12 protein-coding genes are annotated in these 25,764 nt (G+C 69.1%); 11 read left to right on the forward strand and 1 reads right to left on the reverse strand.

The genetic code is table 11. The features are described from left to right. The first annotated feature begins 44 nt into the window (after positions 1 to 44). The 10 genes from ACGFJ2_RS20670 to ACGFJ2_RS20715 all read left to right on the forward strand — a co-directional run bounded on the left by ACGFJ2_RS20670 (position 45) and on the right by ACGFJ2_RS20715 (position 24,143). Positions 45 to 13,040: a hemopexin repeat-containing protein gene (locus tag ACGFJ2_RS20670; RefSeq protein WP_393470480.1), complete on the forward strand. Its 12,996-nt coding sequence runs from the start codon at positions 45 to 47 to the stop codon at positions 13,038 to 13,040. Between the two features lie 11 nt (positions 13,041 to 13,051). Then, complete coding sequence (locus tag ACGFJ2_RS20675) at positions 13,052 to 14,035, forward strand: T3SS effector HopA1 family protein (RefSeq protein WP_393470483.1); 984 nt, start codon at positions 13,052 to 13,054, stop codon at positions 14,033 to 14,035. A gap of 16 nt (positions 14,036 to 14,051) precedes the next feature. Further along, entirely contained in the window at positions 14,052 to 15,053 is a 1,002-nt protein-coding gene (locus ACGFJ2_RS20680) for a T3SS effector HopA1 family protein (RefSeq protein WP_393470486.1), read from the forward strand. A 125-nt stretch (positions 15,054 to 15,178) separates the two neighbouring features. Beyond that, positions 15,179 to 15,880 carry an FCD domain-containing protein gene (locus ACGFJ2_RS20685; protein WP_357938728.1) on the forward strand — a complete coding sequence of 234 codons (702 nt, stop codon included), beginning with the start codon at positions 15,179 to 15,181 and terminating at the stop codon, positions 15,878 to 15,880. 17 nt (positions 15,881 to 15,897) lie between these two features. After that, complete coding sequence (locus ACGFJ2_RS20690; RefSeq protein ID WP_393470489.1) at positions 15,898 to 17,145, forward strand: ABC transporter substrate-binding protein; 1,248 nt, start codon at positions 15,898 to 15,900, stop codon at positions 17,143 to 17,145. A gap of 14 nt (positions 17,146 to 17,159) precedes the next feature. Next, entirely contained in the window at positions 17,160 to 17,987 is an 828-nt protein-coding gene (locus ACGFJ2_RS20695) for a sugar ABC transporter permease (RefSeq protein WP_358176239.1), read from the forward strand. Continuing rightward, positions 17,984 to 18,793: a carbohydrate ABC transporter permease gene (locus tag ACGFJ2_RS20700; RefSeq protein WP_393470492.1), complete on the forward strand. Its 810-nt coding sequence runs from the start codon at positions 17,984 to 17,986 to the stop codon at positions 18,791 to 18,793. The genes ACGFJ2_RS20695 and ACGFJ2_RS20700 overlap by 4 nt, the downstream gene beginning before the upstream one ends. Further along, a complete protein-coding gene (locus ACGFJ2_RS20705; protein WP_393470495.1) occupies positions 18,793 to 21,804 on the forward strand; it encodes a hypothetical protein in 3,012 nt (1,003 codons plus the stop codon). Before ACGFJ2_RS20700 ends, ACGFJ2_RS20705 begins: the two co-directional genes overlap by 1 nt. After that, the gene (locus tag ACGFJ2_RS20710) at positions 21,801 to 23,033 is read left to right on the forward strand and encodes an enolase C-terminal domain-like protein (RefSeq protein WP_357938737.1); all 1,233 of its coding nucleotides are present in this window, start codon (positions 21,801 to 21,803) and stop codon (positions 23,031 to 23,033) included. The genes ACGFJ2_RS20705 and ACGFJ2_RS20710 overlap by 4 nt, the downstream gene beginning before the upstream one ends. 171 nt (positions 23,034 to 23,204) lie before the next feature. Then, positions 23,205 to 24,143 (forward strand): hypothetical protein, encoded by a 939-nt coding sequence (locus ACGFJ2_RS20715; RefSeq protein WP_393470498.1) that lies wholly within the window; start codon positions 23,205 to 23,207, stop codon positions 24,141 to 24,143. Positions 24,144 to 24,146: 3 nt separating this feature from the next. Here the strand turns inward: ACGFJ2_RS20715 and ACGFJ2_RS20720 are convergent, their stop codons facing one another. Further along, positions 24,147 to 24,752 (reverse strand): TetR family transcriptional regulator, encoded by a 606-nt coding sequence (locus tag ACGFJ2_RS20720; protein ID WP_357938741.1) that lies wholly within the window; start codon positions 24,750 to 24,752, stop codon positions 24,147 to 24,149. 110 nt (positions 24,753 to 24,862) lie between these two features. On the opposite strand from ACGFJ2_RS20720, the gene ACGFJ2_RS20725 reads away from it, so the two are divergent. Then, positions 24,863 to 25,723, forward strand: coding sequence for an oxidoreductase (locus tag ACGFJ2_RS20725; RefSeq protein WP_393470500.1), 861 nt, complete (start codon positions 24,863 to 24,865; stop codon positions 25,721 to 25,723). Positions 25,724 to 25,764: the final 41 nt, after the last annotated feature.

Consider the following 25,764-nt stretch of genomic DNA (forward strand, 5'->3'; position numbering starts at 1 on the left):
AGCATGGGGCGGCACACACGGGGATCCAAACAGGGGGGATCACATTGCGCAGGGACGACGCCTTACCCAGCTATGAGCAGCTCTTCGGTGAACTCGACTTCTACGAGGGCGACGAGGCCCGGTCGGTCTACTCACCGGCCGCCTATCTCGTAGACCTCCTCCGGCTCCTGGAAGGCGTCTTCCGAGACCCCGACCTGCTGGCGCGGCGGCCCGATCTGGCCAGGATCCCGCTCGACGCCGAGCACACGTTCACCGAGTCGCCCTACCTCGACATCGTCAACGAGGTGCTGGAGACGGTCGTCGGGAGCGACCCGTACGAGACGCTGCGCGCGGCCCGCCACCCGTTCGGGATGCCGTTCTCCCTGCTGGCCGAGCAGTTCAAGATGTACCTGCGCCAGCTCAAGGTCGCGCCCGAGGAGTTCTACCGGCTCTTCGCTCCCGATGTGGATCCCGACGTGGTTGCGCGGCTGTCTCTCGCGCTCTCGGCCGAGGACGTCCAGGTCGTGACCGTCCCGGTCACCTCGGAAGAGCAGCTCAGAGCCGACTATGGGCTCGGCGCGGAGGAGCCGCTCAGCGCGCTGGAGGACGTCGAGCGGTTCAGGCGGGCGACCGGGCTGACCACGGTCGAGGTACGCGAGCTGGTCTACCAGGGCGATGATCCGCAACGGCCGCCCGCCAAGTTTTTCGTCAATGGGGGAAATGAGGCCCCTACGGCCATAGACGGCCGACGACTGATCGGTGCCGGGTTCGCGTGGTTCGAGCGGGTCAACAGGTTCGTCCGGCTGGCCCGCAAGACCGGTCTGAGCATGACCGACCTCGACCGCGTGCTCACCACCTGTTGCGACAACCAGCTGGACGCGGCCGCGCTGCGTACCATCGCCGTGGTCGTGTTCCTCCAGAAGGGCTACGAGCTGACCGTCGACGGGGTGTGCGGCCTGGCCGTGCCGATCGAACCGGCCGAACTCGAGGACCTGCCCGAGGTGTCCGGGGACATCCTGGCAACACACAACAAGGAGTACCGTCGCCGTTTGGCACGTTCCATCGAGACGGCCGAGAACGACATCGTCGACATCGTCCTGCGCTACCGCGACAGGTACGCCGCGCTGGAGCCGAGCCCGTTCGACCGGGGGGAGATCGGGCTGTCCGCGATCGCGCTGCTGCAACGGGCCGGGCGGCTCGTCGCGGCGCTCGGCCTGTCCGTCGGCGAGCTGTTCGACCTGCTGGAGGTCCTGGAGAGCGATCCGTCGCTGCAGCGGTACACGACCTTCCCGATCCTCGGCGGTACGGAGCCGCGGACCCGCGACTGCTACCGGATCCTCGAGGGCTCGGACGTGGCGTCGAGCCTGTGGCTGGCGCAGACGCTGCTCGCCGTCGGGCGCTGGATGCAGGCCGGCGGGTTCAGCGCCCAGGAGCTGGCCGACATCCTCGGCGGCGGGGCGCCGGCCGACGACGACCAGGTGGCCGTGCTCGACGGGATCAACCAGCGGTTCGAGTCGGTCGCGATGACCCCCGAGCTGTTCGTGTCGCGCCGGTTCGGCGAACGGGCGGCCCAGGTGATCCACGACGTCCTGACCGCGTACGACGACGGCGTGGTCTCCGACCGGGACGAGCGCCTGCTCCGCCTCGACCGGACCAAGGCGCGGCAGGCCGCCTACGACGCCGTCACCGACCTCGGGGTGATCGTCAAGGAGGACTTCGTCGACCTGGGGCTGGACGAGCGGCTGACGGCGAAGATCTTCGCCAACCTGGTCTTCGCCGGCCGCCTCCAGAGTGACGGCGCGCTCGTCGCCGACGGGCTGCCGAAGACGGTGGCGGAGCTGCGGCTGGCGAGGGACTACAGCTCGTTCGCCGAGCCGCTGTTCAAACTGATCAACAGCCTCGGCAACGGCACCGCGTCCTTCTTCCCCTCCGACCTGGCCTCCCTCGGCAATCTGAGGGAGGAGCAGCAGGCCGAGCTGTACGACAACCTCGTCTTCAACGGCTACCTCGACAGCGAGGGCGACGTCCTCGACCCCGGCTTCTTCGCGGACGAGGCGAACGCCGGGCGGTTCATGGTCAACGCGGATCTCGACGACGTCGCGCCGGGCGTACTGGCCGAGCTGCTCGACCGGGTCGAGCGGTTCCGGCGGGAGCGGCTCACGCTCGATCCCGAGATCTTCGCCGAGCTGCGGGTGGACGAGGCGGCGCTGTTGGCCAGTCTGCGCTTCAACGGCTACCTCGACGAGGACGGCGGCTATCTCGACAAGGTCGCGCTCGCCGGGCTGCGGCTGGACGACTTCGGGCTGGCGCTGGAGTTCTATCCGCGCCGACGGGCCATCCTCGACGCGATGAAGGAGCAGATCGCGGCCTTCCAGAAGGAGACGTACGCCTTCACGCCCGACGACTTCGTGGACGTCGCCGACGACGCGATCGCCCAGCGGGTGATCGACGCCCTCGAAGGCCCCTACCTCCAGGAGGGCCGGGTGCTCGACGAGAGCGTTGAGGTGGACCTGGGGGACGGGTTCCGGCCCGCCGAGCAGGTGATCGTCGCCGGCCGGATCGCGGAGATCCTGAAGGACGAGCAGCCGTACCGGCTCGACCTCCAGGCGGTCACCGAGCTCGGCTTCGACGACGGGGAGCGGGCCGACCTGGTGAGCGTACTCGTCGCGGCCGGGCATCTCGACGAGGCCCTGGCCGTGCCCGAGGACCGGCTCGAGTACTTCCGCGTCGCGACCAACGCGCTCGACTTCACGGTGCCCGGCGTGGAGGACTACGCCAAGGAGCTGTTCTTCCTGCTGCACCCCGTGGCCAAGGAGCTCAGCGCGGCGGTCGACGAGATCACGGACACGCTGGAGCGGCTGGCCGAGCAGCAGCAGGCGGCGTTATGGTCGGTGCTCGCCGACGCGTTCGGCGTGCCCGCGGCGACCGTCGAGGCGATCTGCGTCTCGGTGACCGGCGGCGTCCAGGAGGCGCTCGACGTGCTGGCCGCGCCGGCCCTCATAGCGGCCGAGGAGACCGGCGAGGTCACGGCCGTGCCGCCGGATCCGCACTTCCGGCAGGCCTACCGGCGGATCCGGCGCTTCGCGCTGCTCGCGGCCAAGCTCGGCCTGGACTCCACCGAGGTCACCGTGTCCTTCCAGGATCAGGACCTGGTCGGCAAATACCCCGAGCCGCTGGCGCTGCCGCCGGGACTCGACCGGTTCGACGCCGTGCTGGACAGCTCCGACGGCAACATCTACCTGTTCGGGGAGGGCGGCTACTGGACTTACGCGAAGGCCACGTACGCGCTGGCCGACCCGCGGCCGAAACAGCTCATCGAGCTGTCGACCCGGTTCACCGGGCTGACCGGCGTGGACGCCGCGTTCGCGCACCCCGACGGCACCGAGTGGATCATCGGCCACGGCGGCGACGGCGCCTCACACGCCTTCGTCAGGGAGCGCGGCGGCACCCGCTGGGCGGCGAAGGAGCAGGTCTGGGGCAAGGTCAGGAACAACTTCGACGACCCCCAGCGGATCGACAGCGCGTTCGTGGACGAAGACGGCAAGACCTACCTCTTCTCCGGCGACCAGTACATCCGTTACACCACCCCGGACTACACGGTGGTCGACGAGGGCTACCCGCGCGGCATCGACGAGTGGTGGCAGGGGGAGGGCCACGACACGCCGCTGCCCAAGGCGTTCAAGAAGTCGGTCGACGCCTCCTTCCAGGACCGCGACGGCGGGATCCACCTCTTCACGGGACAGCGTTACCTCGCGGTAGGGGGCACGGAGGAGGCGATCGCCGACCGGTGGGGCCGGGTCCGCAACGTCTTCGACGGCGCCGAACGCGTGGACGCGGCCTACGCCGACGCGACCGGGGTCCACCTCTTCGCCGGTAACCAGGTGATCCGCTACTCCGGCAGCATCGAGAACGACGGCGTCTGCGTGGACGACGGCTACCCGCGGCGCATCGAGTCGGACTATCCCGGCATCCCCGGGCAGTTCGAGTCGGGTGTCGAGGCGGCCTTCGCCGACTGGGACGGGGCCGTCCACCTGTTCAAGGACGGCCGGACGGCCAAGGGCGACGGCGCCGCCGTCCCGACGGCCGAACGCTGGGGCGTGCAGGCCCCCGTGCTGCCCAGCGGTACGGTCGACGCCGCGTTCACCGGGCTGGACGGGAAGACCTACCTGTTCAGCGGCGGGAGATACCTCAGATACTCCGGCGCCGACTACTCCGTCGTGGACCTCGGTTACCCGCGCGCGATCGCCGCTGACTGGGGCGGGCTGCGCGCGGTGGGCGCCTCGTTCGTGATGGACGGCAAGACGTACCTGTTCGGCTCGGGCGGCGAGCTCTTCGACGTGCCGCTGGAGCAGGAGAACGAGCTGAACGCCGGCCGCCTGTCGCCCGCGCTGCGGCGGCGGTTCATGGAGCACGGACTGACGTTCGCGGAAGGCATGAGCGTCAGTGGCACGACCACGGATTGGCACGTCGTCACCGAGCAGCGGATCGACGTCACGCTCGTCCGCGAGGCCAAGCGGATCCGGGTGCAGGCCGACGCGGGCCACTTCTACGTCCGCTATTCGACCAGGGACTACACCACGCCGGACGTCGGCTACCCCAAGCCGGTCGCCGACAACTGGTGGAACCTGCCCGCCGCGCTGGCGGACGACCCCGCCTTCACCACGATCGACGCGGTCTTCAGCGCCGGGGACGGCCAGACGTACCTCTTCTCCGGCGAGCGTTTCGTGGTGTTCGACCACCGGCACCGCTGGTGGTCCGAGCCCCGCACGCTGCGCGAGCACTGGGACAGCATCCCCTTCAGCAGGGTGGACGCCGCCTTCATCGGCAAGGACGGCCGGACGTACGTGTTCTCGGGCGACCAGTACGCCCGCTACTCCACCCGCGACTACACCAGGATCGACGACCGCTACCCCGCGAGTGTCCCGGCGTTCTGGGGCAACGTGGTCAGCAACCTGGCCAGGACCGGGCGGGTCGACGCCACGCTGGTCATGGACGCGACGGAGCTGGTCGAGGGCGTCGAGGTGACGCGTACGTACACGTACCTGTTCTCCGGGAACCAGTACGTGCGTTACGAGGGCTATGACTACACGACCGTGCAGGAGGGTTACCCGCGCGCCCTCGCGGACCTGCGCCGGGAGCCGCGGCTGGGCAACCTGAGCGTCACGCTCGACGGCGTGGACGCGGCCTTCGCCGATCGGCGCAACGTCTACCTGTTCAGGGGGGCGCGGTGCCACGTCGTCTCCAGCGAGCTGTACCGGAGCTACGACGATCTCGCACCGGTGAGCTGCGCCTTCGTCGAGGACGGCGCGGTGCTGGTCGAGGGGCCGGAAGGCTGGCGGCGGCTGTCCGCGATCGAGGGGACGACCGTCACGGCGACGCCGGTCCGGCCGCGGACGCTGCGCCCGGTGCCGGAGGAGTTCAGGACCGGCCTGGACGCCGTCCTGGAGGGCGCCGACGGCACCACGTACCTGTTCAAGGGCCCGAACTGCTTCAACACCCGGCTGAACCGGGCGTACCCGCTCACGGAGGAGTGGGGCCGACCCCGTAACACGATTTATCAGGACAACGCGGTGGATGCGGCGTTCACCGGGCTGAACGGGAAGACCTACCTGTTCAGCGGGGACCAGTTCGTCACCTACACCGGCACCAGCGACACGATCGACGGGGACCCACTGCCCATCGCCGACCACTGGGCCGGGCTGACCGGCGTGGCGCTCGCGTACGTGCGCGACGGCAAGACCTACGTCTTCGAGCACCCGGACGACGACGGCATGCTGCGCTACCTGGTCTATTCGGGGGAGGATTACCGGCAGCCCGACGACGGCTACCCCATGGTCACGGACGCCGGCTTCTGGGAGGTCCCCGGCGAAGAGCGCGCCGCGGTACCCGACGCGGTGCTGTTCGAGGGCGGCACCATGCTCCTGCTGTACGGGGAGCGGTGCGTCCAGTTCGACGAGGCGACCGGGCGGTGGTCCTACCCGCGGCCGACAGAGCGGATCTGGCGGGACTTCGGCCGCGGCCTGGAACCGGGCGACGCCCTCAGGGCCGCGTTCACCGCGACCGACGGCGCGACGTACTTCTTCTTCCGGGAGAGCTACGCCCGCTACGCCGACCGCGCCTTCTCGCCGCTCGCCCCGATCCGCGAGCGGTGGGGCCGGGCGCTCCACCCGTTCACCACGGTCGACGCCGCCTGTGTGTACGGGGGCCAGACCACGTTCCTGTTCTCCGGCGACCAGTACGTCCGCTACACCAACGCGGATTACCGCTACGTGGACCCCGGCTACCCGAAGAAGATCATCGGGAACCTGCGCCAGGAGGAGGCGTTCGCCCGCCTGCCCGAGGCGTTCGAGGACGCGGTGACGGACCGGCCGCTGGACGCGGTGCTCGCCAACCGGCGCAACCTGTACCTGTTCGTGAGCGGCGCCTGCCACGTCGTGTCCGTGACGGCCGAGGCCGACTACGACCTCGGGCTGCTCGGCGGCGTGCGCAACGCCCTCGTGGAGCGGCAGAAGGTCGACGCGGCGCTGGTCAGGGGTCCGCACACGTTCCTGTTCTCCGGCGACCAGTACGTCCGCTACACCGGCACCGAGTACGACACCATCGACGACGGCTACCCGCGCACGATCGACGGCTCGCTCAGCCAGGATCTGGACCTGCCGAATCTGCCCGACGCGTTCGCCGACGGGCTCGACGCGGCCTTCCGGGGGCTCGACGGCGGGACGTACCTGTTCAAGGGCACCCGATACCTGCGTGCCGACCGGGCCGAGCCGGACCAGCCGGTCAACAGCCTGTGGGGCAAGGTGCGCAACGCGTTCGCCGAGGGACCGGGCATCGAGGCCGCCTTCGCCGCGCCGACCGGCGAGCTGTACGCCTTCAAGCAGGGGCAGTACATCCGATACCAGCCCAATGACCTCGAATATGTCGCCACCGGCTATCCCCGGACCGTCAAGGACGACTGGGGCGACCTGCCCGCCGCCTTCGAGGAGGCGGGGCCCGACGGCGCCTTCGTCTTCGAGGGCCGGACGTACCTGCTCAGGGACGACGAGTACGTCCGCTACTCGGGCGCCTACGACACGGTGGACCGTACCTTCCCGCAGCCGATCAAGCACCGCTGGTCGGACAGCGCCGACTACCGGCTGAGCGATCTGCACACCATCGTCAGGTTCGTCGAACTGGCCCGGTCGCGTCCCGACGGCCTGGCCGCGTTCCTGCTGAACGGTCCGGCGGCCGTCGAGGACCCGTACCGGTACCTGGCGGACCTGTTCGGCTGGGACGCCGACGAGCTGCGGTGGGCCAAGCGCAACGCCGCCCTGCTGACGCCCGACACGCCGGAGGAGGACCGCTTCGAGATCGAGTTCGTGCTGAAGCTGGTCGACGTGTTCGCGGTCGCCGACAAGTTCGACGCGGGGCCGTCGACGATCTACACCGACGTCTGGTCCCGCGTCTTCGGCGCGACCCCGGCCCCCGAGGCCGCCAACACCGCCCTGTCCGGCCTGCTCGAACGGACATGCGGCCCGGCGGACTGGGTCACCCTGTCGGGCCGGCTCCACGACGAGCTGAACCTGCTCAAGCGCGACGCCCTCGCCCCGTCGGCGATCATCCGGCTGGACGGCTTCAGATCCACCCGCGACCTGTACGAGAAGTTCCTGATCGACGCGGACATGGGCGGCGCCGGCCGGACCTCGCGCGTCCGGGAGGCCATCGCGGCCACGCAGCTCTTCGTGCACCGCTACCTCCTCGACCTGGAGGAGGTAGCGCTCCCGCCGGGCCGCGACGAGGACGAGGTCAGGCGGCGGCTGAAGACCTGGTGGGGCTGGCTGAAGAACTACCGGCTCTGGGAGGCCAACAGGAAGGTCTTCCTCTATCCCGAGAACTACCTGCGCCCCGAGCTGCGCTCCGACAAGACGCCCGCGTTCAAGGCGCTGGAGAGCGACCTGCTGCAGGGCGAGATCACACCGGAGACCGTACAACGGGTCTATAAGAGGTATCTGGACGAGTACACGGAGGTCTCCAGGCTGGCCATCGCCGGCGGGTACGTCTACCCCGAGGACGGGGCCGACGAGGGCACCCGGCGCCTGGTCCTGTTCGGCCGGACGCGGACCGAGCCGCGCCGCTACTACTACCGGGGCGCGGAGTTCAGGGACGGCGTGAACCTCTCCGCCACCTGGGAGCCGTGGCTCAAGGTGGACGTCCAGATCGACGCCGACCGGGTCTACCCCGTGCACGCCTTCGGCCGCGTGTTCGTGTTCTGGACGGTCGTGGAGACGGTCCCGGTCGTGGTCACGTCCGACACCACCATCGACGCCACGAAGACCGGCGACACCCAGAACGTCAAGACCCCGCCGCCGATGTACCGCGTCAAGATCTACTACTCCTTCCTCAACCTGAACGGGGAATGGGGCGCCGCGCAGTTGCTGGCCGCCGACGGCGCCCAGGCGAAGCAGATCACCGGCGTCCGGCTATACGTGCAGGCGTCGAGGACCGTCCCCGGCGGGCCGGACGGCCTGCACGACTCGATCATCGTCACCTGCTCCGACGCCGCCGGGGTCAGGTCGGCGTTCGCGCTCACGCCCGAGCTGTACGCGGTCAACGCGGAAGGCGTGGCGGAGCCCCCGCGCGCCATCCGGCTGGACAAGATCTTCGCCGAGCCCGACAGCAGCCCCGTGGACGAGCCCGGTGCCGTCCGGTTCAACATGCCGGCCGGGACCCTGGACCGGCCTTGGCTGAGCGTCGACCACAAGGGCGGCAGCTTCCTGTGCCGGCCGGTGACCGCGCCGAGCGGGGCGGAGCCACTTCTCCCGCTGGGGAGCAACCCGGACGGGCTGCCGAAATGGAAGCGGATCGACGCCGCGTTCGAGCTGCCCGATGGCCGGCGATGCTTCTTCGACAACGCGGGCAAGCGCTTCAAGCTCGGCACCGAGAAACTGGCCCCCATCAAGGAGCGGTGGGGGATCGTCGGCACCGGCCTGCTCAGGTCCGGCGTCGTCGACGCCGTCCTCGTGCGCGGCGGACACATCTACGTCTTCTCCGGCGCCGAGTATTACCGCTATTCGGGCGCACCGTTCGGGGCGCCCGACGCCGGATACCCGAAGCAGCTCGACACCAACCCCGACAACCTGCCGCGCTGGGCGAAGGTGGACGCCGCGTTCACGCTCGACGGCACGGAGTACTTCCTCTCCTTCGCGGAGAACGTGTATGTCGACTCCTCGAACCTGCGCGACGTGAAGCGGATCAACACTCGCTGGGAACTGCCCAAGGACGCCGTGGCGGACTCGGCCTTCGTCCACCGCGACCACCTCTATGTCTTCACGGGTGAGACGTACATCCGCTTCAGCGGCGCGGACACCGCCGACGCCCCGCAGCCGCTGAGCGAGAACACCGAGGGCCTGCCCCAGAGCGGCCCTGTCGGCGCGGCGTTCTCCTACGAGGAGCGCGGCTACTTCTTCGACAACACGGCGGGCACTTACCTCGCCCCGGACGGCCGGACCTACCCGACCAGGGAGCTGGGCCGCATACCCACGGCCATAGGCACGACCGAGTCCGTCGACGCCGCGTACGTGGACGACGGCAAGCTCTACCTGACCAGCGGCCTGGAGCTGGTCCGCTACACGCTCGCCAAGGACGGAACCGTCCCCGACTACGTCGACGACGGCTACCCCAAGCAGCTGAAGAGCCAGGTCAAGGCCGTGATCCAGCGCAACCGGCAGCGCTACGTGCTCGGCACGAGCGAGTACGCGCTTCTGGAGGCGGGGCAGGAGCCGACGGGACTGCTGGCGTACCGGCCGGTCGCCGGCAATTGGGGCGGCCTGCCCGAAGGCTTCCAGACCGAGTTCACCGGCGTGCTCGACGGCGCCAAGCTCTACCTGTTCCTCGGCGCCGACTACGTCGTCTACTCGTCGGAGCCGACGGCCCAGCGGCCGTACGAGTTCGCCGGGCTGCCGCACGAGATCGTCCGGCTGACGTCGAGCACGGCCTACCGGCTGAACAAGGAGCTGCTGACCGGCGGCGTGGCGGCGCTGCTGGCCCCCGAGACCCAGGAGACGGACGAGCTGCCCGCCTTCAGCTTCGACGACTCCGACGCGACCACGATCAAGGTGCGCCCGCAGGTGGCCGGGACGCCGTCCAGCTCGCACCTCGACTTCCAGAGCGCCAACGGCATCTACTACTGGGAGATCTTCTTCCACGCCCCGCTGCTCATCGCGCAGGCGCTGAACAACGCCCAGCGCTTCGAGGACGCGCGAATCTGGTACGAGTACGTCTTCGACCCGACGGAGCGGGTGAGGTACTGGCGGTTCCTGCCGTTCCTGGCGGTCGACCTACGGGCACTGGTCGACAGCTGCCGCGCCGACCTGGCCGGCCTGGGCCTCGACGGCTCGGCCGTCGCGACCGCACTCGAACCGATCCTCGACCGGCTGGCGGCGCTGGCCCCGGCGTTCGAGCAGGCCGGCGAGCTCTCGCAGGAGGACAAGGACTTCCTGGCCGGCCTCGCGGACACCAGGCTGAAGGACATCGACAAGGCGCTGAAGGCCCTGCCGGGGACGTCCGGCCTGCGGGAGCGGATCGCCATGATCGCCTGGCTCCGGCGGCAGTACGACCTCATGGGCGACCGTGGGAAGTTGATCAAGGCGTACATGGACGACCCGTTCGACCCGCACGCGATCGCCGAGCTGCGCCCGTCCGCCTACCGGCGGGCCGTGGTGATGGCCTACATCGACAACCTGCTCGACTGGGGTGACCTGCTCTTCCGCCAGTACACGGCCGAGAGCGTCGACGAGGCCAGGATGCTCTACATCTTCGCCTACGACCTGCTGGGGGAGCGGCCGGACGTCCTCGGCCCGCGCCCGCTGCCGGCCGCGCTGACCTACGAGGACCTCCGCCACCTCCCCCTGGAGGAGCTGGACGAGCTGGACGACGAGCTGAAGGCGCTGACCGCCGGGGGAGCGCTGCTGGAGGGGCCCGGGGAGGTGCACAGGAGCGTCGCGAGCCCGTACTTCTACGTGCCCGAGAACAGCGTCTTCTTCGAGTACTGGACCCGCGTCGAGGACCGGCTGCGGAAGATCCGGCAGTCGCTCGACATCATGGGCGTCAGCCGGCCGCTGCCGCTGTTCGAGCCGCCCGCCGATGTCATGGCGCTGGTCCGCGGCGCCGCATCTGGTGCCTCGCTCGACCAGCTCACGCAGGGGATGGCGGCTCCGGTGCCCTACTACCGGTTCGCCTTCGTGTTCAGGAAGGCCCAGGACCTTGCCGACAAGGTACGGCAGTTCGGCAACGACCTGCTCAACGTGCTGGAGCGGCGCGACGTGGAGGAGCTCGCCCTGCTGCAGAACCGGCAGGAGGGCACGATCCTCGCCCTGACGCGCGGCATCAAGGAGGCGCAGATCAAGGTCGCCGAGGAGAACCTGGCCGAGCTGGAGGCCAGCAGGGACGGCGCGACGGCACGGGTCCAGCACTACGAGAAGCTGATCGCCGACGGGCTCTCCGCGCTCCAGGTCGAGCAGCTGGCCCGGATGAAGAGCGGCTCCGACGCGCACTTCGTCGCGGGCGGCCTGAAGATCGCCGCCTCGATCGCCCTGGGCGTGCCGCAGGCACTGCTCGGCCCGTTCATCTTCGGTACGGGCTTCGGCGGCGAGCAGGTCGGCAACGCCCTCGACAAGGTGGCCGACGTCTCCTCCACACTGGCCGAGGGATACAGCACACTCGGCGAGCTGATCGGTGTGCGGTCGGAGCAGCAGCGCACGGCGCAAGACTGGGATCTCCAGCTCAACATGGCCAAGAGCGACGTGACCCAGCTCGGCCACCAGCTGACCAGCGCCCAGCACCAGCTGACGATCGCCCAGCGCGAGCTCGCCGTCGTCACGCAGGACATCGCCAACCAGGAGGCGGTGGCCGCGTTCATGAAGGACAAGTTCGCGGGCGCCGAGCTCTACCACTGGATGGCCGGGCGGATGTCCGGGCTGTACTTCCAGACCTACAACCTGGCGTACGAGATGGCGCGATCCGCCGAGCGGGCCTACCAGTTCGAGCGGGGCGAGACCAACGGCGACGGCGGCTACATCCAGCCGATGTACTGGGAGAGCCGGCGCAACGGCCTGCTCGCCGGCGACAGCCTCGGCTTCGACCTGGAACGGCTGGGCAAGGCGTACGTCGACACCGACAGCCGTGGCATGGAGATCACCAAGAAGGTCTCGCTGCTGGGCCTGGACCCGCTCGCCCTGCTGGCCCTGCGCGGCGAGGGGCGCTGCGAGTTCGCGCTGACCGAGGCGCTGTTCGACCGGGACTTCCCCGGGCACTTCCGGCGCCGGATCCGGACGCTGTCGGTCTCCTTCCTGGGCGCGGACGGGCCGCTCGGCGTCTACGCGACGCTGACGCAGCTCGACAGCAAGACCGTCCTGGCGGCCGACCCGAAGGCGGTCAAGTTCCTGCTCGACCCGAAGGGCGCGCCACCCGACACGCTGCGCCCGGACTGGCGCTCCGGCCAGCAGATCGCGCTGTCGGACATCGAGGAGTACAAGGAGAACAACGGGCTGTTCGAGCTGCGCCTGGACGACGACCGTTACCTGCCGTTCGAGGGCACGGGGGCGGTCTCGCGGTGGCGGCTGCAGCTGTCGGGCCCGGCTCCGGCCGGTCTGAGCGACGTGGTCGTCACCGTCAAGTACAGCGCGGACCAGGGCGGGGAGGTCTTCGCCAACGCGGTCAAGGGCATGCTCAAGCCGTACGCGTCGGCCCGCTACTTCGACGTGGCCGGCGAGTTCCCCGACGAGTGGGCCCAGTTCCAGGAGGGCGAGGACGACCAGCTCGTCCTGCCGTTCACGCCGGAGCTGTTCCCCGCCATCAGCGGGCGGCAGATCACCGGCGTCTACCCCAGGTACGAGCTGGCCGGGCGCGGTTCGGTGCGCTTCCTGCTCAATGGCGACAAGAGGCTCGCGCTCAACGACGGCAAGCTCCTGCGCACCCCCGGTCTCAGCGTCGGCGGGAACCCGTGGGTGCTGGTCCTGGAGGGTGACAAGGCGGCTCTCACCAACCTCGGCCTGGTGCTCACGTACCGGGCGAGCGTTCAGTAGGGGAGCCGGACATGTCGCTATTGAGCAAGCTCAAGAAGGCCACGACCAGGAAGAAGACCCGTCAGTCCCCGGAGCCCACCACCGCGAAAGAGCTGGCCGGGACGGTCGTGCTGACCAAGCCCAAACGGTCGGACTCGCTGGTCGACCTGGAGCCCCTCGCCCCACAGCCCAAGCCGCCGGTGAACCCGCCGTCGGACCGGGCCTTCCTGGAGAACGCCTACCAGAGGTACTACGTCAACGGGGTCCATACGAAGACGGCCAAGCTGCGCAAACGCCTGTACTCCTTCATGGGCAAAGGCGAGACCGGCTACCTGGAGCACGCGGTCACGGACGCCGAGTTCCGCGACTTCACCGCCGACAATCCCGACTACAGGGTGTCCAGCCAGAACGGGAAGCTCCTGGATGAGGCGCTGGCAGTAGGCGACTATTTCCACGTCAGCAACAAGGCCTACAAAGAGATACCGCTGGAGGGCCGGGCGCGGCGCATCATCGTCAATGTGAAGACGCAGGCAGCCGGGCTCAAGGTGGCCAAGGCCCTGACACCGCTCTTCAAGGACAAAGACGTCTCGCCGTACTTCAGGAAGTTCAAGATCTACCTATCGGGGACGGCGGCCGCGAAGAAGAAGGTGAAATACGACAAGCTCGTCATCTACTACGCGACCTCCGACGCGGACAAGAACGGGTCGGACCTGGTCGGGGACCGCATCGCCGAAACCATCACCGACACGGTGAAGCCGGACGAACTGGACAGCGCGTTCGCGCCCTTCTACAAGACGCGCACTCCGGGGGTCGCCTTCGCGGAGGAGCCGAAGTACTTCCTGGACAGGCAGGCAGGCAGCTTCACCAGCAACCGCCGCGACATCATCGCGGACGTCATAGAGCACAACGACAAGGTGGGCAGCGCGGAGGCGTTCATCGACCTGGTGAACGCGGCCTTCACGGCCAAGGGCGTGAACCCGGCCGCGCCGCACACCCACCTCGCCAAGACGCCCTGACCCCCGGAGACGGTCGATGCCGAAGAACACGCTCAAGAAAAAGAAGAAGAAGAACAAGCGTTCCACCACTCCGGGCGTTTCCGGTGCCTCACACGGCGTCGTCAAGTCGGTGAGCAAGACCAAGCGCGGGGCGGGCTCGAGTGTCGTCTCCCAGCCGGCGAGGCCGGCCCCGGCCCGCCGCCCGAGTGACGCCGTCATCAACCGGAACTTCCTCGCCAAGGCCTACCGGGAGTACTACAACAGCGCCGGCCGCAGACGCCCCACCTCGCGGACCAAGCGCGTGTACTCCTTCATGGGTGACGGTCCGCCCGGCTACCTGAACACGCCGATCGGCAACTCGGAGTTCCAAAATCTGCTCAATGGCCAGACGCAGGGCGACTACAAGGTGGAGGCTCAGAGCGCGTCGGACAACTGGAGGGGACTACGGGCCGGCGACTACTTCCACCTGACCAACGAGGCCCACCCGCTGCCCAGCGCGCAGAAAGCGCAAACCCTGGCGAACCGCGCCCGGCGCCTCATCGTCAACGTGAAGAACCAGGCGGCCGCGCTGAAGGCGGTGCGCGGTCTCGTCCCGTTGTTCAAGGACGGCAACGTCGGTCCGTTCTTCAGGTCGTTCAAGGTGTTCCTGTCCAGCAAGGCGGACACCCAAAAATCCGTCAAATACGACAAACTGGTCGTCTATTACGCGCTCAAGGACCCGAATGCCGCCGACGACGACGTCGGCAAGCAGCTCGTCTCGGCTATCGAGACGGCCGTCCCCGAAGGGGACCGGGACTCGGCGTTCGCCCCCTTCTACTCCTTCCTCACCCCCGGAGTCGCCTGGGCGGAGGAGCCGAAGTACTACGTCCAGAAATTAGACAACAGCTTCACCGAGACCCGGGCGAACGTCATCGATGACGTCATAAAGAACAACGACGCGGTGCCCAATGAGGCCGCGTTCGCCACGCTGGTGGACAACGCGTTCCGGAGTGAGCGCATAGATCCCGTGAAGCCGCACCGGCATGTCAAGACGCCCTGAGGCCGCTGGTCGCCGCCTGCGCGAGCACCCCGCCAGGCGGCGACCTGGCCTGAGCACTGAGGTTCTTTACTCAAAGCTAATCTCCTCATAGACGGCCATGAGGAAAAGTGATTAGATGACTTGATATGTCCGAGGTAACGCGGCCAAGCCTTTCCGACGCTCTGACCGAGCGCATGCTGGAGCTCATCCGTACAGGTGGGCACCGGCCGGGCGACAGGCTGCCCTCGACGCGGGAGCTCTCCCAGCGCTTTGCCGTCACCACCCCGACCCTGCGTGAGGCGCTGCGCAGACTCGAGGCCACCGGGGCCATCGAGATGCGGCACGGGTCCGGCATCTACGTCGGAGCCGACATCGAGCGGCTCGTGCTCCCCAACCCCAACATGCGGGAGATGCACGCCGCCCAGCTGCTCGAGTTGCTCGGCGCGCGCATCGTCATCGAGCCGCCGCTGGCCGCGATGGCCGCGGCACGCGCGACCGGCGAGGAGCTGGTCGCGCTCCAGCGCGTGCTCGAGGCCGCCGCCAGGCACCTGCGCGGCCAGGACGCCGAGCTGCACGACACCAACATGACCTTCCACCGGGCGACGGCCCGGCTGGCGGGCAACAGCGTGCTGCACGAGGTGGTCGACTCGCTGCTGACCGTCCACGGTCCCGAGCAGCGGGAGATCCTGCAGCTCTTCGACGACCGGCGCCGTGACTACGACGAGCATCTGGCGATTCTGGAGGCCATCGAGGCGCGTGACGCCGCGGCGGCCGAGGAGCGCATGCGGGCTCACCTGGTGGACGTCAAGACCGTAATAGAGCAGAGGTTGCAAGACCCCCCCAAATGAAACAAGGAGGCCGGGGCATGATCCGGTCACGCGTTGTCACGCTCGGCGTGGCAGCTCTCTTTCTCGCCGCCTGTGGCGGCAATACCGAGGCGCCGCAGAAGAAGTCCGAACTGTCGCTGTACAACGACAAGGGCGCCTGGAGCAAATACTTCGACGAGATGGGCGCTCTGTCGAAGCAGCAGATCAGCTTAGGCATGAAGCCGGTCGGCTACACCGATTCGGCCCAGTATCAGGCGTTCATCAAGGCGTCGTTCCGTACGAACGTCAAACCCGACCTCTTCACCTGGCAGACCGGCGGGATGCTGGAAGAGATCGTCAAGCAGAAGCAGGTGGCCGACACCTCGGCCATCTGGCAGGAGGCGATCAAGGCCGGCGACCTGTCGCAGGACCTGGCCCCCTATTACACGGTGGGCGGCAAGCAGTATTGCGTGCCGATGAACGTCGCCTACTGGGGCATGTTCTACAACAAGAAGGTCTTCGACAAGTACGGCCTGCAGCCCCCCACCACGTGGGACGAGCTGGTCAAGGTGGCCGAAACCCTCAAGAAGAACAACGTCAAAGCCTTCTACCACACCAGCGTGCTGTTCTCCTTCGTCTGGTTCGAGCAGCTCATGGCGGGCATGGACCCCGACCTGTACGACCGCCTCTCCACGGGCAAGGCCAAGTACACCGACCCCGGCGTGGTCCAGGTGATGGAGAAGTGGAAGCAGCTCATCGACGCCGGATATTTCATCAATCCCGGCGATAAAACCGACCCGGGCGATGTGCTGAAGAACGGCAAGGCGGCGATGGTCTCCTTCGGCACCTGGTTCAACACCAGCATGACCCAGCGCGATCTGAAGGCCGGCACCGACTACGGCTTCTTCGCCATCCCGAACGTGAACGCCTCGCTCCCCAAGACCTCGATGATCTTCGAGAGCGGCCCGCTCTGCTCGCTGACCAAGGCGGCCGACCCCGAGGCCGGCCAGAAGTACCTCAAGTGGTGGACCACGCAGCCCGCCCAGGACAAGTGGGCCACGACCCGCGGCGACGTCAGCGCCAACCCCAAGGTGACGATCAAGGACGAGGCGCTCGGCCAGGTCACCAAGGACGCGGGCGGCGGCAAGTATCGCCTGGTCAACCGCTACTTCGAGGCCACGCCGCCGCCGATCCTGACGGCCGCGCTCGACGGCTTCAGCAAGTTCGTGACCGAGCCTGGCACGTACAAGGAAGTGCTGGAGACCATCCAGAAGGCCGCCGACGACTACTGGAGTACGCACCAGTGAGCGGGCGTGCCCCAATGCTCGGCCGATTCAGGCACGGGTACGTCGCTCCTGCCGCGCTGTTGGTCGCCGGGCTGCTCTACGTGCCCTTCCTGTGGACGGCGTACCTGAGCTTCACCAAATACGACGGGCTCGCGCCGCCCGAGTGGGTCGGCCTGCGTAACTTCGGCAAGCTGCTCGACGACCCGGCACTGCTCACCGCCCTGGGCAACACGCTCATCTGGGTGGTCGGCACGATGGCCCTGCCGGTCGGGCTCGGCCTGCTGGTGGCGGTGCTGTCGTACGACCTCAAGGGCGGCGTCTGGTACCGGGTGCCGTTCATGCTGCCCTACGCGCTCAGCGGCGCCGGGCTGGCCATGGTCTGGAGCCCGATCCTCTCGCACGACGGCATCGCGAACATCCTGCTCGGCGTCGACACCGCGTTCCTGCAGAAGGCGCCGCACAACACGATCGCCATGCTGCTGGTCTGGACCTGGCAGCAGCTCGGCGTCAACACGCTGTTGTTCGTGGTGGGGCTGCAGTCCATCCCCAAGGCGCCGATCGAGGCCGCGCGGATCGACGGGGCCTCGGGATGGACGCTGTTCCGGCATGTCATCTGGCCGTTGATGGCGCCACTCACCGCGGTCGTGGTGGGGCTGGCGCTGGTGGCGAGCCTGAAGACGTTCGACATCGTCTGGGTGCTGACGCAGGGTGGTCCTGGGCGCAACTCCGAGACACTCGCGGTGACCATGTACAAGGACACGTTCGTGGCCAGCGACTACGGCTACGGCGCCTCGGTCGCGGTGATGCTCACCGTGGTCACGGGGCTGGCGTCCTACCTCTACCTCAGGAGGCAGGTGCGATGATCCGGCGTGCCGTACTCATCGTGCTCGGCCTGATCTGGCTGGGCCCGACCTACCTGCTGCTCGTCAACGCCGCGCGGCCCGCGGCGTCGTACGACCCGTCGAAGGCGTGGCAGCCGTCCGGCAGCTTCGCGCTGTTCGACAACATCGCCCGGGCCGTCGACAGCGCGAACCTGTCTGACAGCCTGGCCAGCACCGCGCTCTACAGCATCGTCTCGCCCACGCTCGGCGTGCTCATCGGGGCGCTGGCCGGCTACACGATCGTGGTGCTCCGGCTGCGGCACGGTTTCTGGTGGTTCCTGCTCATCTTCGGCGGCACGATCTTCCCGTCGCAGATGCTGCTGGTGCCGCTGTTCGTGGGTTACAGCGACCTCGGCCTGTACGACACCAGGGGTGGCCTGCTCCTGGTCTACACGGCGATCAACGTGCCGTTGGCCGCTTTCGTGCTGCGTAACTTCTACAGTGGAGTGGCGTTCTCGATCTTCGAGGCGGCCCGCATGGACGGGGCCACCACCTGGCGGATCTTCTGGCGCATCTACCTGCCGCTGTCGGTCAGCGCGCTGGCGGCCGTGTTCATCCTCGAGTTCACCTTCATCTGGAACGACCTCATCTTCGGCCTGACACTCACGCAGACCGAGGACGTACGGCCGGTGATGACCGCGCTGGCCGGACTGATGACCGACGTCTACGCGGGCATCCCGGTGCCCGTGGGCCTCGCGGCGGGGCTCATGGTCTCGCTGCCGACGGTCCTGCTGTTCCTCGCCACCCAGCGGTTGTTCGCCCGTGGCCTGTCTCTAGGGAGTGTTTGATGACCAGCCGGTTGCTGCAGCGGAGCCTCGGCTCGCCGGACTACGACGGGATCAGGCAGGCGCTGCGCAACGACACCTCGACCGCGGTGATCGGCGTGCGCGGAGTGGAGGTGCGTGTCGCGGTGCTGCCGCTGTTCACCCACGACGGCCGGCAGGCGGTCAGGGTGACGAGCACCGTGCCGTTGACGCACGTGCTGGTGGGCGAGGACAGCGCCTCCGGCACCGATGTCACACTGCTCGTGCCCGAGGTGACCGCGCCCCGCGTGCTGACCCTGGAGTCGCGCGACGACGCCGGGCTCATCGGCTCCGCGGAGATCACGATCACCCCCCAGCGCAAGTGGAGCGTGTTCGTCGTCCACCACTCCCACCTCGACATCGGCTACACCGACCCGCAGGGCACGGTGCTCCGCCACCACCTCGACTACCTCGACGCGGCACTCCGGCTGGCCGAGGAGACCGCCTCCTGGCCGGACGACGCCAGGTTCAGGTGGTCGGTCGAGTCGTCGATGCCGGCGCTGAAGTGGCTCGACGCCCGGCCCGCCGACCAGGTCGCCAAGTTCGCCGCGCTGGCCCGCGCCGGCGTCATCGAGGTGACCGCGCTGCCGTTCCAGCTGCACACCGAAGCCTGCTCGACCGAGGAGCTCTACCGGCAGCTCCGCTTCACCACGCGGCTCCAGGAGAAGTACGGCTTCGCCACCAAGTCGGCCATGCACACCGACGTGCCCGGCGCGGTCGTCGGCGTGATCGACGCGCTGAACGCCGCCGGGGTGCGCTACCTCGCCGCGGCGCACAACTGGGCCGGGCGGTCCGTGCCGTACCTGCACGGGGGCGACAAGCTGACCCGGCCGTTCCGGTGGCGGGCGCCGAGCGGCAAGGAGGTGATCGTCTGGTTCACCGACACCCCCCACGGCATGGCGTACATGGAGGGCAACACGGTCGGGCTCACCGACTCCTACGAGCTGGCCGACGACCTGCTGCCGCGCTACCTGTCGGCGCTGGCCTCGCGCGGCTACCCCTACGGTCCCGGTACGTTCGGCTGGCAGGGTCCTGACGCGCCGCGCGAGCCGTACGAGCTGGACGTGCTGCACCTGCGGGTCCAGGGCGCGCACGCCGACAACGCGGGACCCTCGATCGTGCCCGCCTCCATCGCGCGCAGGTGGAACGAGCAGTGGGCCTTCCCCCGGCTGCGGTCCGCGGTCAACAGCGACTTCTTCGAGCACGTGGAAGAGCGCTACCACGACCGCCTGGCCGTACACGAGGGGGACTGGACCGACTGGTGGGCCGACGGGCTCGGCTCCGGCGCGCGGCCCCTCGGATACGTACGGCGGGCGCAGTCCGCGCTGCGCATCGCCGAGACGCTGCACACGATCGCCGGCGCCGACGCGACCGAGCAGATCGATGAGGCCTACGACAAGGTGGCGCTGTTCAACGAGCACACCTGGGGCGCGGCCAACCCCTGGGAGGACGCCGAGGAGGCGGGCGACTCGGGCGGCCTGCAGTGGACCCGCAAGTCGTCGGGCGCCTACGACGCGCAGGACGACGCCGCCGACCTGCTGCACGCCGCCGCCCGCCGGTTCGGCGCGGCGCTCTCCGACGAAGGTGCGGCCGATGCGTCGGCGCTCGCGTCCTTCGCCGTCTTCAATCCCGGGACCGCGAGCAGGACCGACGTCGTCCGCGCGTTCCTCCCCCGGGACGTGGTCCCGGCGGACGTCCCGATCGCCCTCGTGGACGCGCGCACCGGCGAGACGATCCCGCACCACGAGGAGCTCGTGGATCCGGCCGACTGGCCGACCCGGCCGATCGGGCGGCACCTGCACGCCGTGGTGCCGGAGGTCCCCGGCTACGGCTACGCGCGGATCGACGTCGTCAGAGGTGAGGTCCGGGCGGCCGAGCCGGTCGAGCTCGACCTGGGCGGAGTGATCGAGAACGAGTTCTACCGGGTCGGCTACGACGTCCGCGAAGGCGTCATCCGCTCGATCTTCGACAAGGCGGCCGGCCGGGAGCTGGTCAACGACAGCGCAGCCGCCGGGTTCGGCCAGTACGTCTACGACCGCTACGCCACCGCCCCGCACTTCAACCACCTGTCCGGGCACGTCGGGGCGCACGACCGCACCCTGCTCGGCGACCGGGCGATCGGCAGGAACGCCACCATCGTCAAGGCGCAGCGGACCGCCGTGGGCGAGAAGCTGGTCGTCGAGCTGCAGGGCAAGGGCGTCGACTGGCTGCGCACCACGATCGAGCTGCACAACGGCGTCGCCCGGCTCGACCTGACCTACCAGCTGGCCAAGCAGGGCACGCCCGCCAAGGAGGCGGTCTTCCTGGCCTTCCCGTTCGCCTCGGGCCCCGCGACGGCCTGGGAGCTGACCGGCGGCGTCGGTGGGCCGGACGTGCCGCGGGTGCCGGGCTCCGCCGAGTACATGCTGCCGATCAGGCACTGGATCGCCTTCGAGGACCCCGAGCTGACCGTCGCCTGGGCCACGCTGGAGGCGCCGCTGGTGCAGCTGGGCACCATCCACATGCCGTACGCGCCGTTCCCGCCGACGCTGGACGAGGAGCCGGGCACGGTCTACTCCTGGGCGCTGAACAACATCTGGGACACGAACTTCCCCGCCCAGCAGCAGGGAGAGACCACGTTCCGCTACTCGATCATGTCGGCCCCGGGGATCGAGGGCAGACGGCTGGGCGCGCGGGCGGCGGCCGGGCTGACGGACCAGTTCGTCGGCGCGCTGCTCACCAGCGCGCCCGACGCGGTCAAGTCGTTCGTCTCGGTCGACCACCCCGACGTGCTGGTCACCTCGCTCGGGCAGAACGGCGACAACGAGATCGTGGTCCGGCTGCAGTCGCTGGCCGCCGAGCCGGTCGAGGCGACGGTCCGGCTGCCGAGGCTGCGGCGCGCTCTGGTGAGCGCCGGTCTGGAGCGGGAGCTGCGGCCCCTGGAGGTCTCAGCTGAATCGGTCAAGGTACGGCTGCCCGCGTGCGGTGTGGCCGCTATTTGGGGGACGTGCGAGTGAAGATCGTTGACATCCGGGCCACCACGGTCGCCGTTCCGCTGGAGGCGCCACTCCGGCACAGCAACGGCGCCCACTGGGGCCGGTTCGTCCGCACGATCGTCGAGGTCGAGGCCGACAACGGGCTGATCGGCCTGGGGGAGATGGGCGGGGGCGGGGAGAGCGCCGAGGCGGCGTTCCGGGCGCTCATGCCGTACTTGCAGGGGCACGATCCGTTCCAGCTGGAGGCGCTGCGGTTCAAGATCGCCAACCCGACCGCGTCGCTCTACAACAACCGCACCCAGCTCCTGGCGGCCATCGAGTTCGCCTGCATCGACCTGATCGGGCAGCATCTCGGCGTACCCGCCAGCGACCTGCTCGGCGGGCGGCTGCGCGACACCGTGCCGTTCGCCTCCTACCTGTTCTTCCGCTACGCGGCGGAGGGGTACGCCGAGGTACGCACGCCGGACCAGCTCGTCGAGCACACCAGGCAGCTCAAGGCGGCCCACGGGTTCACCGTGCACAAGCTCAAGGGCGGGGTGTTCCCGCCCGACTTCGAGCTGGAGTGCTACCGGGCGCTGGCGGCGGCCTTCCCCGACGACCGGCTCCGCTACGACCCGAACGCGGTGCTGTCGGTGGCCGAGGGCCTGCGGTTCGGGCGGGCCATCGAGGAACTGAACAACGAATACCTGGAGGACCCGGTCTGGGGGATGGAAGGGCTCAGGGCCATCCGCGAGCAGGTCCGGGTGCCGCTGGCGACCAACACCGTCGTGGTCAACTTCGAGCAGCTCGCCTCCAACGTGCTGCGCCGGGCGGCCGACGTGGTGCTGCTGGACACCACGTTCTGGGGCGGGATCCGGCCGTGCGTCAAGGCGGCAGGAGTGTGCGAGACCTTCCAGCTCGGGGTGGCCGTGCACTCCTCCGGGGAGCTGGGCATCCAGCTGGCGACCATGCTGCATCTCGGCGCGGTCCTGCCCAACCTCACGTACGCGGCCGACGCCCACTACCACCAGCTGCGCGACGACGTGATCGAGGGCGGCAAGCTGTCCTACGCCGACGGGGCCATAGCGGTGCCGACCGGGCCGGGGCTGGGCGTCCGGCTCGACAAGGACCGGGTCGCCCGCTACGCCGAGCTCTACCAGGAGCTGGGCGGATACCCCTACGACCGGGACCCGGGACGCCCCGGCTGGTACGCCCAGGTGCCGAACGAACGCTTCGCCGACCCGACCGTATCCCTGGAAGTCAGCACATAGGAAAAGAATCGTCCTTGTTCGCGTGAGTCTGCTTCTGCTGCCCCCGGGCCCTGAATCAGGGTGGGGGTACTCACGCGAGCAAGGAGGCAACGTGCGGCTCATCAGCAGCGTCGTGGCGGCCCTCTGCACCGTGGTCGTCCCGAGCTCCGTCGACATCTGGTGTCGCTGACCATGGACGGCGAAGCCGGGTTCCGGAGCGGCCGACCGGAGACCGGCCGCCTGGGGCGACCGGAGACCGGCCGCTGGAGAGCGCTGCCATCCCCACCCGCCGCCGCTCTCTGGGCCGGGGCGTCGTTGCTGCTGGTCGTCACGGCCTGCGCGGCCGCGCCGCGCCCGGACTCTGCGTCTGTGTCTGTGGCGTCGGTGGCCGATCTCGTGCTTCCGTTCGACGCCTACAAGCCCACCCCGGAGCAGCGCGTCCTGCTGGCCAACGCCCAGGCCAAGCTGGTCGCGCGGTGCATGCGCCGCCACGGCGTCTCGGCGGCCCCGCCCATGGTCGCGGTGGCCGCCGTGAAGGCCGGCGATCCGGGCAACGCCCGCCGCTACGGCGTCGCCGACCCGGCACAGGCCGCGCTCACCGGCTACCACCTGTCCCGCTCGGACTCACACGGCAGACCACCCCAGTGGGCGGCTAACCTCTCCAAAACCGCCAGAACCCACTTGTACGGCGACACCGCCGACTCCGGCTGCATAAGCCGCGCCGCAGCCGTCCTGACCCGAGGCGCCGAGCCGGCCGACTGGCCCTGGCTCGCCGTCCAGGACGCCGAGACCCTGGAGAAGGCCGCCACCGATCCGGCCGTCGTCCAGGCGGCCACCCGCTGGCGGGCCTGCATGGTCAAGGGCGGATACGCCTACCCCACCGCCGAGGCCGCCATCGCCGACGCCCGCTGGAACCTGGATCAGCCCACGGTCACCGCCGAGGAGAAGCGCACCGCCACGGCCGACACCAGGTGCAAGTGGGAGTCGGGGCTGGTGGCGGCCTGGTTCGCCGCCGATTCCGCCCTTCAGCGGAAGATCGTCGTCGGCAATCCGGACCGCTTCGCCGCCCTCCGCGCCAACCTCGGCAGCCGCCTGGCGCGCGCGTCCAAGGTCTTCCAGGAGACCCGCTGACCACTACCGCCTGTCGACGCCCGGCGGTCGGGCGAGGCGTTGTGCCGCGCGCACCACGCTTGCGCGGCGCCGGGCGTGCTCCGTCGCATCGTCGTCGTCGGCGCCGGTGAGCATGCGGGCGAGCTGGGGCGCCGAGACCCACCATGCGGACAGCGCGATGACCATGAACGCCAGATGATCGGGGTCGACGTCGTCGTCGAGGATCCCGGCGCGCTGGGCGGCCGCGTAGGCCCGCGTCTTGCCCCGGTAGAAGGCGGTGCGCTGCGCCTCGTCGGCCACGGGGCCACCGGCCAAGCCCTCCCAGAGCAGCAGGCGGACGAGATGGGGATGCGCCACGTGGTAGTCGAAGTTGCGCCCGACGAACTCACCGATGTTCTCGAAGTCACCCGGGGGTGGCCCCACCGTCTCGGCGAGTTTCTTGAGCTCGTCGGTGAGCACCGTCTCGAACAGGGCCTGCTTGTCGCCGAAGTACTTGTACAGGCGTTCCTTGTTGATCCCGGCCCGCTCGGCGATGCGCGCCATGGTCGTGCCGTCCGGTCCGCGCTCGGCGAACTCGACCGTCGCCGCTTCCTTGAGCCGCCGCCGCGTCCCCTCGGTGTCCCACGCCATGGCGACATCCTAGCGCCACCCCATCCGCAACGTTGCGGTTGGAGTTTGCCCCCGCTAGCATCAAAAGCAACCGCACCGTTGGAGATGGATTTCAGATGAAAGGTACGGACATGGCAAGCCTTCCCGGTGGGACTCTCACACTCGCGGACGACCTCACCATCACCCGCATGGGCTACGGCGCCATGCAGCTGGCCGGGCCCGGCGTCTTCGGGCCGCCCAAGGACCGCGACGCGTCCATCGCGGTGCTGCGCGAGGCCGTCGAGCTGGGCATCACCCACATCGACACCAGCGACTTCTACGGGCCCTTCGTCGTCAACGAGATCATCAAGGAGGCCCTGTACCCCTACCCGGCGGACCTGCGCATCGTCACCAAGGTCGGCGCTCGCCGTGGCCCGGACGGCAGCTGGAATCACGCACTGGAGCCCGAGGACCTCAAGGCCCAGGTCCACGAGAACCTCCAGCGCCTCGCCCTGGACGCCCTCGACGTCGTCAACCTGCGCCTGGCCGAAGGAGGCGCCGGCGAGGAGTCGCTCGCGGAGCCGTTCGGCGCCCTGGCCGAGCTGCAGCGGGAGGGCCTGATTCGCCACCTCGGTCTCAGCGCCGCCTCCGGGGCCCAGCTCACCGAGGCGCAGGCCATCGCACCCGTCGTCACCGTGCAGAATCTCTACAACCTCGCCAACCGGCAGGACGACGCTCTCGTCGACCGATGCGCGACCGAGAACATCGCCTACGCCGCGTTCTTCCCTCTGGGCGGCTTCACCCCGCTCCAGTCCGAAGCGCTCACGAACGTGGCCGCCCGCCTGGACGCCTCGCCGCAGCAGGTCGCCCTGGCCTGGCTGCTGCGGCGCTCGCCCACGATGGTCCTCATCCCCGGGACCTCGTCCGTGGCCCACCTCCGCGAGAACATCGCCGCGGCGAGCCTGGTCCTCCCGGCCGACGCGATCGAGGAGCTCGACGCCATCGGAGGCTGACGCTATTGGAGGAGGAGGACTTGCCAGAATTACTCGCGTGA

Source organism: Nonomuraea sp. NPDC049028, from assembly GCF_043197735.1.
Lineage (GTDB): Bacteria > Actinomycetota > Actinomycetes > Streptosporangiales > Streptosporangiaceae > Nonomuraea.

Coding starts and splice junctions, on each gene's coding strand:
- ACGFJ2_RS20720 (WP_357938741.1), bottom strand. CDS start 24,752: ATGGCGTGGGACACCGAGGGGACGCGGCGGCGGCTCAAGGAAGCGGCG.
- ACGFJ2_RS20705 (WP_393470495.1), top strand. CDS start 18,793: ATGACCAGCCGGTTGCTGCAGCGGAGCCTCGGCTCGCCGGACTACGAC.
- ACGFJ2_RS20700 (WP_393470492.1), top strand. CDS start 17,984: ATGATCCGGCGTGCCGTACTCATCGTGCTCGGCCTGATCTGGCTGGGC.
- ACGFJ2_RS20675 (WP_393470483.1), top strand. CDS start 13,052: ATGTCGCTATTGAGCAAGCTCAAGAAGGCCACGACCAGGAAGAAGACC.
- ACGFJ2_RS20685 (WP_357938728.1), top strand. CDS start 15,179: ATGTCCGAGGTAACGCGGCCAAGCCTTTCCGACGCTCTGACCGAGCGC.
- ACGFJ2_RS20715 (WP_393470498.1), top strand. CDS start 23,205: ATGGACGGCGAAGCCGGGTTCCGGAGCGGCCGACCGGAGACCGGCCGC.
- ACGFJ2_RS20695 (WP_358176239.1), top strand. CDS start 17,160: ATGCTCGGCCGATTCAGGCACGGGTACGTCGCTCCTGCCGCGCTGTTG.
- ACGFJ2_RS20680 (WP_393470486.1), top strand. CDS start 14,052: ATGCCGAAGAACACGCTCAAGAAAAAGAAGAAGAAGAACAAGCGTTCC.
- ACGFJ2_RS20690 (WP_393470489.1), top strand. CDS start 15,898: ATGATCCGGTCACGCGTTGTCACGCTCGGCGTGGCAGCTCTCTTTCTC.
- ACGFJ2_RS20725 (WP_393470500.1), top strand. CDS start 24,863: ATGGCAAGCCTTCCCGGTGGGACTCTCACACTCGCGGACGACCTCACC.